Annotated in this window: 12 protein-coding genes; all 12 read left to right on the top strand. The window is 36.7% G+C overall.

The window, feature by feature from the left end; all coding sequences use genetic code 11:
* The first annotated feature begins 77 nt into the window (after positions 1-77).
* The 12 genes from ASO14_RS06475 (at position 78) to ASO14_RS06525 (ending at position 13,235) form a co-directional block, all read left to right on the top strand.
* Positions 78-257: a YezD family protein gene (locus ASO14_RS06475; protein WP_068453096.1), complete on the top strand. Its 180-nt coding sequence runs from the start codon at positions 78-80 to the stop codon at positions 255-257.
* 98 nt (positions 258-355) lie between these two features.
* Complete coding sequence (gene cobA, locus ASO14_RS06480) at positions 356-1,111, top strand: uroporphyrinogen-III C-methyltransferase (protein ID WP_068453099.1); 756 nt, start codon at positions 356-358, stop codon at positions 1,109-1,111.
* Between the two features lie 11 nt (positions 1,112-1,122).
* The gene (locus ASO14_RS06485; RefSeq protein ID WP_068453102.1) at positions 1,123-1,863 is read left to right on the top strand and encodes a sirohydrochlorin chelatase; all 741 of its coding nucleotides are present in this window, start codon (positions 1,123-1,125) and stop codon (positions 1,861-1,863) included.
* Positions 1,860-2,006 (top strand): DUF2292 domain-containing protein, encoded by a 147-nt coding sequence (locus tag ASO14_RS14850; RefSeq protein WP_082701401.1) that lies wholly within the window; start codon positions 1,860-1,862, stop codon positions 2,004-2,006. The genes ASO14_RS06485 and ASO14_RS14850 overlap by 4 nt, the downstream gene beginning before the upstream one ends.
* A 14-nt stretch (positions 2,007-2,020) precedes the next feature.
* Positions 2,021-3,778, top strand: a complete 1,758-nt coding sequence (locus ASO14_RS06490; RefSeq protein ID WP_068453105.1) for an assimilatory sulfite reductase (NADPH) flavoprotein subunit — start codon at positions 2,021-2,023, stop codon at positions 3,776-3,778.
* A gap of 12 nt (positions 3,779-3,790) precedes the next feature.
* Positions 3,791-5,530, top strand: a complete 1,740-nt coding sequence (gene cysI, locus ASO14_RS06495) for an assimilatory sulfite reductase (NADPH) hemoprotein subunit (protein WP_068453107.1) — start codon at positions 3,791-3,793, stop codon at positions 5,528-5,530.
* Positions 5,531-5,636: 106 nt separating this feature from the next.
* On the top strand, positions 5,637-6,104 hold the full coding sequence (locus ASO14_RS06500; RefSeq protein ID WP_068453110.1) for a universal stress protein: 468 nt from the start codon (positions 5,637-5,639) through the stop codon (positions 6,102-6,104).
* 134 nt (positions 6,105-6,238) lie between these two features.
* Positions 6,239-7,180: a formimidoylglutamase gene (locus ASO14_RS06505; RefSeq protein WP_068453113.1), complete on the top strand. Its 942-nt coding sequence runs from the start codon at positions 6,239-6,241 to the stop codon at positions 7,178-7,180.
* A gap of 105 nt (positions 7,181-7,285) precedes the next feature.
* Entirely contained in the window at positions 7,286-8,137 is an 852-nt protein-coding gene (locus ASO14_RS06510; RefSeq protein WP_068453116.1) for a YitT family protein, read from the top strand.
* Between the two features lie 299 nt (positions 8,138-8,436).
* Positions 8,437-9,666 carry a GNAT family N-acetyltransferase gene (locus tag ASO14_RS06515; protein WP_373863143.1) on the top strand — a complete coding sequence of 410 codons (1,230 nt, stop codon included), beginning with the start codon at positions 8,437-8,439 and terminating at the stop codon, positions 9,664-9,666.
* Between the two features lie 101 nt (positions 9,667-9,767).
* Entirely contained in the window at positions 9,768-11,477 is a 1,710-nt protein-coding gene (locus tag ASO14_RS06520; RefSeq protein ID WP_068453122.1) for an ABC transporter ATP-binding protein, read from the top strand.
* Positions 11,478-13,235, top strand: coding sequence for an ABC transporter ATP-binding protein (locus ASO14_RS06525; protein ID WP_068453125.1), 1,758 nt, complete (start codon positions 11,478-11,480; stop codon positions 13,233-13,235). It abuts the gene before it with no gap.
* The last annotated feature ends 56 nt before the right edge of the window (positions 13,236-13,291 follow it).

Here is a 13,291-nt window from a genome sequence, read left to right on the forward strand (position 1 = left end):
TCTGCGTTACAATACTAAAATAAGTCCAATAAAACAATTCCTATAGAGTTACTTAGGATTGAGAGGGATGATATTGTATGACGAATTTAATTGAAGAACAGCACTTATCGGTTATTGAAAAAGCGATTCAAGAAATTCAATTTGGTGAAGTACAAATAACGATTCAAGACGGTAAGATTATTCAAATCAATCGCTTGGAAAAACATCGTTTTACACAAACAAAAACAAATAAACCATCGAAACTAACAATTAAGTAAATATAAAAGAAGCTGACTAGACAACTAGAGGCTCTTATTTTTACGGTTCTTCCGTATGAATAGGAGTCTCTTTTTCTATTCAGAAGGAGGAATGACATATGTCAAAAGTATATATTGTCGGTGCGGGACCAGGAGATGTGGAATTGTTAACGGTAAAGGCGCTACGTGTCATACGAGAAGCAGATGTAATCTTGTATGATCGCTTAATTAATGAAGATATTTTAAACGAAGCGAGAGCAGATGCAGAGCTTGTCTTTTGCGGAAAGCTTCCCGGAAAGCATGCCATGATTCAAGAGCATATCCATGCACAACTTGTAGAATATGCGCTAAGAGGAAAAGTGGTCGTTCGTTTAAAAGGTGGTGATCCATTCGTATTCGGACGCGGCGCAGAAGAAGCTGAAGTCGTTGCGGCTGCTAATATTCCATTTGAAATTATCCCCGGTATTACATCAGGTATCGCAGCAGCAGCTTATGCGGGCATTCCTGTGACACATCGTGATTATGGTTCTAGTTTTGCGATTGTAACAGGACATATGAAGGAAGGTAAAGATGATTCGATTAAGTGGGAGAGTCTTGCGACAGGTATTGATACAGTCGCGATTTATATGGGGGTTCAAAATTTACCGTATATTGTCAAACAATTGACGACACATGGACGTGCAGTTGATACACCGGTTGCACTCATTCATTGGGGAACATATGACAAACAACGCACTGTAACGGGAACACTTGAAAATATTGAACGCATTGTCGAGGAAGAACGAATTGCCAATCCAAGCATTATTTTAGTTGGTGAAGTGGTTAAATTACGTGAAAAAATTGCTTGGGTACAAGAGGCAGCACTAGCTTATTAGGAGGGATTCGAATGCGAGCGATTTTATATGTAGGACATGGAACGCGAGTGAGAGAAGGCGAGAGACAGGCGATTGAATTTATTGAACGCGTTAAAAGTCAGATGGACGAACCAATTCAAGAGATTGCCTTTTTAGAGATTTCTTCACCTTCTATTGAAGAAGGTGTTGCCACATGTGTAGCAAAAGGTGCAACAGAGATTATCGTCATGCCATTACTGTTATTGACAGCGCAGCATGCGACGACGGATTTACCAGAGATTTTAGCAGAGGTAGGACCGAAATATCCAACTGTGACGTTTACACTCGGTCAGCCAATTGGTGTAACGCGTACGATGATTGACGCAGTCATTGAGCAACTAAGTACACAACCCATTCCAAAGAATGCACAACTGATCATTGTAGGACGCGGTAGTTCAGAACCTGCCATTCAGCAAGAATTTGCGGAAATCGCCAGTCGGCTAAAATTACGCACTGCGATTCGTTCGATTGATATCGCCTTTTTATATGGTTCAGGACCAAAAATTGAAGATGTTTTAGCGCTGCATCAAGAGAGAAAAGAACCAGTCGTTCTCATACCCTATCTATTATTCTCGGGTTTACTCATGAAACGACTGGAAAGACTTCAACAAACTGAAAAAAGAGAGGTGATTTTGACAAAGCGATTAGGAGAAGTTCCGAGTACGGCTCGTGCTTTTAAAGAAGCTGTAGAGAAAAAAATGCAAAGTATCGAATTAAATGGGGTGAGTATATGAAGAAACAAGACCATTTACAGCAATTGCGTGAGAAGTTACATGAATATCTACCAGCAATTCAAAATGGTTCGATTCGCATCATTGTACAAGACGCTCGCGTGATTCAAATTGAAAAAGTAGAAGCTTTATATCATACAAAATAGTCGAGGTGGCATACATGGTATTACAAGTTGTGAATAGTCCTTTCACAGAACAACAAATCCAATTATTAAATGAATTAGTACCCAACTTATCAGCAGAACAAAAAACATGGTTAGCAGGATATTTAGCTGCGACTACACAACATGGACAAACGAACCAACCAGCTGTAATTGTCGAAGAAGTACAGGCGCCAATCAAAACCATTACAGCAAGTATTCTTTACGGCTCACAAACAGGGAATGCGAAAAATTTAGCGACGCAATTTGCTGAAGAATTAAAGCAAAATGATGTGCAAGTAGAAGTTTATTCGATGGCTGATTTCCCTGTGAAAAAATTAAAAAAAGTCGATAATTTACTGATTGTAACGAGTACACAAGGGGAAGGTGAAGCGCCAGATAACGCCAAAACATTCTATGAATTTTTACACGGTGCGCGTGCGCCAAAACTAGAGAATCTACAGTATAGCGTTCTTGGTCTTGGTGATACATCATACGATTTATTCTGTCAAACAGCGATTGACTTTGATACACAATTACATAAGCTTGGCGGGGTAGCACTAGTACCACGAGTGGACTGTGATTTAGATTTCCAAGAAGATGCAAGCAATTGGTTTACAGCTGTACAACAAGCACTATTGCAACAGTCGGGTGTCGGTGCCACAATTGCACAGAAGAAAGTAAGCTCTACACAGGAAGTAACCACTTATTCAAGACAAAATCCATACTACGCAGAAGTACTAGAAAAGATTAACTTGAATATGACAGGTTCAAATAAAGAAACATATCACGTGGAATTATCACTTGAAGGCTCGGGAATCTCATTTACACCGGGAGATAGCATCGGTATTTATCCGAAAAATAATACAGCGCGCGTCCAAGCGTTACTAGAAGCGTTAGCGATTGATGCAAATGACCATGTCACAATTCAACAAGAAGAATTAACAATTCAAGAGGCGTTAACACATCGTTTAGAAATCAGTGTTTTAACAAAGCCGCTACTTGAAAAATTAGGCGTATCACCACTTCCAGAAGCAGCATGGCGTGAAGGTCGTGATTTAATCGATCTTGTAAAAAGCTATGATGTAAAGTTAGATGCACAAACATTAGCTGATACATTACGTAAATTACCGCCACGTCTTTATTCGATTGCGAGTAGTTATGATGCAAACCCAGATGAGGTGCATATTACAGTCGGACTTGTACGATATGACATCGAAGAACGCCATTATGAAGGTGTAACGAGTGGATGGATTGCTAGTGAACTGGAGATTGGCGATCAAATCCCTATTTTCATTCAAGAAAACGATCACTTCCGTTTACCAAAAGACGACGAGCCAATTATTATGATTGGTGCTGGTACAGGAATTGCACCATTTAGAGCCTTTATTGAACAACGTGATGAAACAGGTGCAACAGGCGAAAGTTGGTTATTCTTCGGTGAACAGCACTTTGTGACAGACTTCCTCTATCAAGTGGAATGGCAACGTTATTTAAAAGAAGGCACATTAACAAAGATGTCTGTGGCGTTCTCACGCGATCAAGCTGAAAAAATTTATGTACAACATCGTATTTTAGAAGAAGCAAAGACATTCTATGAATGGCTAGAAAAAGGTGCAACTATCTTCATTTGTGGTGATGAAAAGCAAATGGCAAAAGATGTAGAAGCAGCGATTTTACAAGTCATTCAAGAACAGCAAAATACAACAGAACATGAGGCGCGCGCCTATTTAGAGCGTTTAACACAAGAAAAACGCTATTTACGTGATGTCTATTAAGGGGGAAACAACATGACAAAGAAAATTGTGCTACCACCACAAGAAGGTACACCAGCAGTTAACGAAGGCATTAAAAAAGAGAGTAACTATTTAAGAGGTACACTAAAAGAATCAATGAAAGACCCACTAACAGGTTCAATTGGTGCAGCCGATCAAAATTTAATTAAATTCCATGGTAGTTACATGCAGGATAATCGTGATGAGCGTGACGAGCGTCAACGTAAAAAACTAGAACCATCTTACCAATTCATGATTCGTGTACGTACACCAGGCGGAGCAGCGACAAGTGAACAGTGGCTCATGATGGATGAAATGGCACGTACGTACGGGAACGGTACTTTGAAAATTACAACACGCCAAGCCTTTCAGTTACATGGCATTTTAAAATGGAATGTAAAAGCCTATATGCAAGAGATGAATCGTGTCTTACTTGATTCGCTCGCTGCATGTGGTGATGTAAACCGAAACGTGATGTGTAATGTCATTCCTACGACATCAAAAATTCATGAAGAAGTGTATCAATGGTCTGTGAAAGTCAGTGAACATTTACTGCCGAAAACACAAGCTTACCATGAGATTTGGTTAGATGGTGAAAAAGTACATGATACACCACAAGTGGAAGAAGTGGAGCCGATTTATGGTGAGTTATATTTACCGCGTAAATTCAAAATTGGGATTGCGATTCCGCCAAGTAATGATACAGATGTTTATTCACAAGATATCGGTATTATTGCGATTGTAGAAGACAATGAATTAAAAGGATTTAATATTACAGTTGGTGGCGGTATGGGAATGACACATGGTGATGATGAGACATACCCACAACTTGGTCATTTAATTGGCTTTGTGACACCAGAACAATTACTCGTAACAACTGAAAAAATTGTGACAATTCAACGTGATTTCGGTAATCGAATTGAGCGTAAAAACGCACGATTCAAATATACAATTGATCGCTATGGAATCGAGTGGTTTAAAGAGGAGTTACACAAACGTCTCGGTTTTGAATTAGAAGAAGCACGTCAATTCCATTTTGAACGTACAGGTGACGAATATGGCTGGGTAAAAGGTGAAAATGGTAATTGGCACTTTACATTATTTGTTCAAGGTGGGCGTGTGAAAGACTTTGAAGATTATCCACTTATGACAGGTCTACGTGAAATTGCGAAAGTGCATGAAGGTCGATTTTTCATGACACCGAATCAAAACTTAGTCATTTCAGATATTACGCCGACTAAAAAGCGAAAAATTCAATCGCTGATTACAAAGTATAAGTTAACTGATGGCAAGCATTATTCAGCGCTTCGTCGTAATTCAATCGCCTGTGTATCACTTCCGACATGTGGTTTAGCGATGGCAGAAGCGGAGCGTTATTTACCAAGTTTAATTACAAAAATTGAAGAAATTTTAGATGAATCTGGCTTACATGAACAAGAGATTAACATTCGTATGTCGGGTTGTCCAAACGGTTGTTCACGTGCGGCAATTGGTGAGATTGGTTTTATTGGAAAAGGACCTGGTAAATACAATATGTATTTAGGTGCAGCATTTAACGGTTCACGCTTAAATAAAATTTATAAAGAGAATGTCGATGAAGCGACGATTCTGCAAGAGTTACGTACGATTATTCCGCAATATGCAAAAGAACGCCTTGAAGGAGAACACTTTGGCGACTTTGTTATTCGTGCAAACTATGTAGAGGCAACAACGGACGGTACAAACTTCCATACGAAATCATCTGTGTTACGATAATTGACAAAAATAATTGGGTAAAATAGGTATCTTATAAGCGGAAACAGGGTATAGTGGAAGGGAAAGAAGTTGAGCAATGGCTCGATAGAAAAGGGGTAGATGTACGATGTTCACAAAAAAAGTCGTAGTTGCTTATAATGATACAGACTTATCCAATGATGTACTTGATTATGTTCATGAGATTTTAGAAATGCATGCAGAAATTGAGTTAAATATTGTGTATGCTTACGAACACCCACTTGAAAATCCATCACCATTTCAACGAAACTATGATGACGGTGCGCCAGAGATGCTTGCCTATGCAGAGCAGATTATTCAAAAAGCAAAAAATCGCTTCGTTGACTTACCAAATCATGTAGAGGGTTTTGTCTATGATACAGGCCCAGCAGCAGCAATTTTAAGCCATGCGCATGATCATCATGCAGATTTAATTGTCATAGGTAATAGAGGAACAAGAGGGTTACGTGAACTCGTATCAAGCGTCAGTCGAACAATTCAAACGAAGTCACATATACCTGTCTTAACCTTCCCTAAATTTGTTCAAGAAGAATTTGAAGAAGAATACCATAAGTGAAAAAATCACCTCAAAAGTATAGAGCCGTATGCTTTTGAGGTGTTTATTTATTTTAAAAATTCAAAATTTTCACAAATTATAAAGAGTTTGAACACGTTATACTAGTGAAAAGACATATAGGAGGTTGATGGAAAGTGGCGAATCAATCAAAAGAAAATTGGTATGGTCGAATAGATCTCCCTACGACATTCGACAATTTACGCTATCATCAAGTCGTTGCATGCCATGAAGAAGTAAATGAATTAGCTTTTGTTCCAACGATTGGACTCATTGGATTTTCATGTGATGAAGGTGTCAAAAGATATCAAGGTAGAGTAGGTGCAGCTGAAGCACCAGCCGCCATTCGACGTGCGCTCTCTAATATTCCTTGGCGCGCACCACAACCTTCTAAATTAAAAGATTACGGTAATATTTTATGTGAAGAATCACTCGAAACTTCTCAAAAAAAATTAGGTGAGAAGGTCTATCATATTTTACAACATAAAGAGCGTGCCATTATTTTAGGTGGTGGTCATGAAACATTATATGGACATTACCTCGGTGTACGCAAAATGTACGGAGCGGATGTGAAAATAGGTATTTTAAGTATTGCGTCGCGCTTTTCGCTTCATTCGTATGATCAACATACAACCTCAATGTCTGTTATGAAGCAGATTTTAGATGAAGATGATCACGTTACATGTTTTGCCTGTGGGATTGGGCGTTATACGAATACGAATGAATTATTTCAACGAGCAGAAGCCTATGGTGTTGCGTATTTATGCGAAGATGAGTTAGCACGTGGTGAACTTCAAATGATGATGGACGAATTTACGCAAACATGTGATGTCATGATGATATCTTTATGTATGGACGTTTTAGACGTTGCCTATGCACCAGGTGTAAGTATCCCAGCTGTTTGTGGATTAGAACCAAAACAAGTACGTGAAATTTTACAAGTCGCAACGCGTCAACCGAATGTCGTTAGTTTTAGCGTATGTGAAGTAAATCCTGTACATGACCAAGACCACCGAACAGAAAAATTAGCAGCGCACTTAACGAATATTGTCATGGTGGGCTTATTACAAGCCTTTTAGCGGACATAAAAACACGAAATAAACAAACTTATTCTCCAGTAGTTGCCAACTGAAACCTCCGCTCGTTAAAATGAAAGAGAAGTTCGTAAAGAGAGGGCGTTTCACATGGCAAAAGAAGCACGTTCATATGTTTTAATGTTAATCGGTACATTTATTTTAGGGATTTCCTTTAATGCCTTCTTATTACCTGCAAAACTTGCAGCAGGTGGCGTTGTCGGTATTAGTACGATTTTATATGAGCTTTACCAATGGAATCCAACCATTGTTCAGCTATCCATTAACATTCCATTATTTTTTGTAGGGTATGCTTTACTTGGGAAAAATTTCAGTGTGAAGACATTAGTGGGGACAGTGATGCTACCATTATTTATCGCAGCAACTGCACATATTCCATTCAAAGTACATGATCCCATGCTTGCATCCATTTACGGTGGTATTTTAACAGGTGTTGGGCTAGGTCTTGTCTTTCGTGGAAATGGTTCAACAGGCGGTACAACGATTATCGGGCAATTATTAAAAAAATATTTTCATTTTTCCAGTGGGTTCGCTCAATTATTAATTGATGCAGCAGTCGTTATTGCAGCGATGTTTGTATTCAATTTAGAGTTAGCACTGTATGCGATGATTGCCATCTTTATTACGAGTAAAGTCATTGACTTGGTACAGCTTCGTACATCGTCATCTAAACTTGTATTAATTATTACCGATCAAGAAGAAGAAGTACGCCGTTTAATTCATCAGGAAATTAACCGAGGCTTCACAAAAATTTGGTCTGAAGGTGGCTATTCAAAACAACAAAAAGCGCTATTGTTTAGCGTTGTTGAGCAGTCAGAAGCCGTCTATTTAAAAGAATTACTCCAAACACAAGGAACCGATTCCTTCGTTATTTTCTTAAATGCCTCGGATATTATGGGACGTGGCTTCTCACTCCCAAAAGATTACATGCGTGGCGAATAGTATATCGAATAAATTCAACTCTCGTATGATGTGACAATCAAACGAGAGTTTTTAGTTTTGGATTGAAAACGAACATTCGCGCCTCAAAAAGGGCCACTCGCCTCCAAACTCAATCACTTTAGTACTTTATTGGACAGTTCTATAAAAGAATATTAAGATAGTATATAAGGTTCAAGGAAAATATGCTTTCTTTATATAGTAGAAAGACTTGCCATACATAAAAAAACATAAGACAGTGTGTTAATAATTGTCAAAATGGTGGTATAGATGTATTTGATGGACCAAATAAGAGGAGTGGAATTATGACAAAGCAACAGTTAGAGTTGCGTGAGATCCAAATTGAAGAAATGGATCAATTTATTAAACTTTTAAATTATGTATTTCAAATTAATGTATCGATGCACAAAGATCGTGTATTCATTAATGCGAAATCAAAGCAATTCCGTGAGGGGACTGCAATGGGCTGGTTCGACAAAGACCATTTGATTTCTCAAATATTAAATTTACCGTTTCAAGTGAACATCCACGGTAAAATTTATGAAATGGGGGGAATTACAGCAGTTGGCACGTACCCAGAGTACTCAAGCCACGGTTTAATGCATAAGCTCATTTTAAAAAGTTTAGAAAATATGCGTGACGAAGGCCGTTCAATTTCATACTTATTCCCATACTCAATTCCTTATTATCGTAATAAAGGTTTTGAAATTATGAGTGATATTGTTGAATATCAAATGAAGGATACACAGATTCCTTACTATGACCAAATCGAAGGACAGGTGCGCCGTGTGCCACTTGAACATGAACATATTAAACAGATTTATCATGAATACGCACTTGAAAAGCATGGGATGATGGTGCGTAATCCAATCGCATGGAATGAAAAATTCCAAGAAAGTTACTGGGAAGAGAAGTTTGAAGGAAGTGATACACAACTTCAAACAGCTGTTTACTATGAAGCAGAAACAGACGAACCAGTCGGCTATCTTTTCTATCGTATTATGGAAGAAAACTTCTATGTGGATGAATTAATCTACTTAACGAATGAAGCGCGTAAAGGACTATGGAACTTCATTCATGCACATAAATCCATGGTTTATCATGTATTTGGAAAAACGAGTGGAACAGAATCCATCGCCTTTTTAATGCAAGATAGCGAAATTAAGCAAAGTTTATCGCCGTACTTTATGGCACGTATTGTCGATGTGCAATCATTCATGGAACAGTTCCCGTTTGAACTACCTGACTTCACATTACGCATTGCGGTGGAAGATCGTCTTGCAAAGTGGAATGAAGGAACATTCGAAGTGACATCTGCTTCTGGTCGCGTAACGGTGACAAAGTTAAGTGATGATTTAGTAGATGATGCAGTGCACGTGACCATCCAAACATTAACCACGATGTTACTCGGCTATTTGCGCCCGCGTTATTTATATAGTATTGAACGAATTACAACACCAACTGAAGAAATGGTTGAACTACTTGAAGATTTAATTCCAAATCACATTCCAAGCTTCATCGATTATTTCTAATATTTGTTGGGAAGGCTACTTCTTCCTCTTGTTCGAACAAGAACGAAGAAGTGGCTTTTTTTATTCAATTACTTTTAAGTTTTTCAAAAAGAGGTGATAAAGTGAAAAAATTTTTAAGTTTATTTCGTTTTATTAAGCCATATTGGTTTATTACTACACTTGCGCCTTTTTTTATGTTAATCGAAGTAGGTGCTACACTTTTCCAATTATTATGCGTACAGTATGTAATTGATCATGGAATTAAGCAGAATGAACCGAAAACCGTAATATTGTATATTTTTTATATGATAATCTGTACGTTAATTGCTTTGGCTGCAGGGGTTGCATGTATTTATTTCGGTACAAAATCAAGTGTGTACGCGGCAAATGATTTACGTTCAGCACTTTATATTAAAATTAGTTATTTTACAAAAAAGCAACGAGAAGAAGTAGGCGTAGGAAGACTAATCACGAATCTAACAAATGATGTAAACGTTATTCAGCAAGCATTTACACAATTATTAATGGTCTTAATTAGAGGGCCATTTATATTTATAGGAGTAATTTTTGTTGTTTGGTTTACAGCGAATCATTTGTTTATAATTCTCATCTGCATGTTAATTTTATTAGTATGTATCGTCTTACTATTTTCAATTTATGCCTATTTTTTATATGGTCATGTTCAACGTGCATTAGATGCAGTAAATACATTATTATTTGATTCATTATTTGGCATGTATATTATTAAAGCTTACCATCGCCTAAAAGAACAAATTCAGCGCTTTAAAAAAATTAATGGAAATTATACGCAACAAAATAAAAAGACAGCACAAGTCATTGGTTCCCTTAACCCACTTGTCATGCTCATTATTAATTTAGGAATTGTTAGTACGCTATGGATTGGTCTTTTAAAAATTGATATAAATCAGATTCAAGTAGGGGCTGTTTTAGCCTTTATCAACTATTTGAATTTAATTTTCAGCACAGTAACACTTAGTATCATGGCACTTATGCAATTAGTGCGATCTCTTCCCTCCATTCAACGCCTTTCTTTTATTTTCACTCTTCCAAAAGATATTTCTCTAATTGAACCTAAAAGTCATTCTGAAATAGGGGACATTACTTTTCAAAATGTTACATTTTATTATAAACAGCAAATGAAACCTCAATTAAAAAATCTTAATTTTCACATTCCTTTTGGTCAAAGTGTAGCAATAATTGGCGATATCGGCTCAGGGAAAACGACTTTACTGCGCCTCATTGCACGACTACATGCTTTTCAAGAAGGTGATATTTTAATAAATGGACAATCTATTCAACATTTTGAAGGTGAAGAACTTCGGCAACAAATTGCATTTGTACCACAGCAAGCATTTTTATTCTCAGGTAGTGTTGAAAGCAACTTGAAATATGGAAATATAACAGCAAACAAAGAGAGTTTAAAAGATGTACTCAAACAATTTCACATTTGGTCAGGAAAGCAACATATAGAATCTTTATTAGAAAGTGATATAGATACATTATCTTATGAGCAAAAGCAACGTATAGCGATAGCACGTGCCTTGATTCGAGAAGCAAAAATGATTGTAATCGATGATTTAATACCTACACGTGACTTTTTAAAAGTAAATCATATTCAATCATATATCCAAAAACATGCACAACAACAAACACTCATTATTGCAACATCAAATTTATCGACTGTTCAAAAAGTAGATCAACTCATTTTATTAAAAGAGGGAGAAGTAATAGCGAAGGGTACACACGAAGAGTTATTACAGCAATCAGCATATTATAAACAGATGTACTATGCGCAACAGGAGGGGAAATAGATGATGAAAGAATCAATACAAACAAAACATCAAGCATCTAAAGCAGTTTTATTGCGATTAACTAGGTATATATTACGAGATCGTCTTAAAATTTGTATTGTTTCAATCTCCATTCTCCTGTCAACAATATTAACAGTTTACGCGCCGACGCTCTTAGGACATATTGTAGATCGATACATTTTAAAGAGAGATATTTCAGGTACTTTTGAGCATTTACTTTATTTAGCGCTTATTTATTTAGTTGTAAGCGCATTAGCATGGGTTGAGACGTATATGATGATTCAAGTTTCAGTAGGAGTTGTGAGAGCGTTACGGTTAGAGATGTTTGAAAAATTTCAAGTTTTACCCCCCAGTTACCATAAAGAACATTCGCCAGGAGACTTAATGAGTAGGCTAACGAATGATTTAGATAATTTAAGCACTGCATTGAGTCAAAATGCAGTTCCACTGATTTCATCCATATTAACAATCTCAGGTACCATTATTGCTATGCTGCTTCTGTCATGGCAGTTAGCACTTATTAGTTTTATTATTTTACCGTTTTTATTATATGTTTCACGAAAAATTGTCATGCGCTCTAGTACAGATTATGTAGCAAGGCAGCATGCGCTTGGAAATATGAATGCACATATTAATGAACATATATTAGGTGCGGAGGTAGTGACATTGTTTAATCAAGAGAAGGAACAGTGGCATACATTCAATACAAGAAATCGATGTTATAAAAAGGCAGATTTCCAAGCAGAAGTTGTTTCAAGTTCTTTAGCACCATTAAATCGTTTTTTTAATAATATGGCACTTACACTGATGGTGGGAGTAGGTGCAATTATGACGGTATATGGTATGGCAACAATTGGAATGATTGCTTCATTTAGTGCTTACTCACGTCAATTTTTTAAACCGACTGAACAGTTATCAAATGCATTGAATTCATTACAAGCTGCATATGCTGGTGTGAAACGTGTTTTCGAAGTGTTAGATGCACCCAATGAATTTACTAAAGATCAAGAAAAAATATCTTTAAACGAAATTAATGAAGACATCATTATTGAAAAAATGTCTATTGAAAATTCAAAAGGTGAGATGGTATTAAAAGAGATTTCGATGCAAATACCGCTAGGAAAGCGAGTGGCAATCATTGGTCCAGCTGGTTCGGGGAAAACAGCATTATTAAATTATTTAAATACATTTTATGATTTAAAAAGTGGACGCATCTTAATAAACAATGAACTAATATCTAATTATAAAAAAAGCCAACTGCGTAAATGCATTAATAGTGTTCCGGAACACATGTATCTATTTACAGGAAGTATTCTAGAGAATATTCGATTAAGTAATCCATCAGCCACAGATGAAGAAGTTATACAAGCATCTAAAAAAGTACAAGCACATAAATTTATTAATCGTTTACCTGAAAAATATGAAACGATGCTTTATTCGAATGGTGATAATTTAAGTCAAGGAGAGCGACAATTAATTACTATTGCACGAGCTGTTTTAGCGAATCCAGATGTTCTTATTTTAGATCAAATAATAGCTGAGTTTAACATGTCAATTAACTTACACATTCTAAAAGCACTTCAAGAAGCAACGAGAACAAAAACATTAATCTTCACAACGCATAATATAGATGTATTACATGCTGTGGATTGGATTTTTGTTTTAAAAGAAGGGCAACTTATTCAACAAGGAAGACATGCCGATTTAATAAAAGAAAGTGGTTTTTATCGAAGTTTATATGAGCCGGTTCAAAAATAAAGTATGAAAAAAGACATAAAAGCATAGTAAATTGAAATCATTGAATTGAAATAGGT

Source organism: Kurthia sp. 11kri321 (assembly GCF_001534765.1).
Taxonomy (GTDB): domain Bacteria; phylum Bacillota; class Bacilli; order Bacillales_A; family Planococcaceae; genus Kurthia; species Kurthia gibsonii.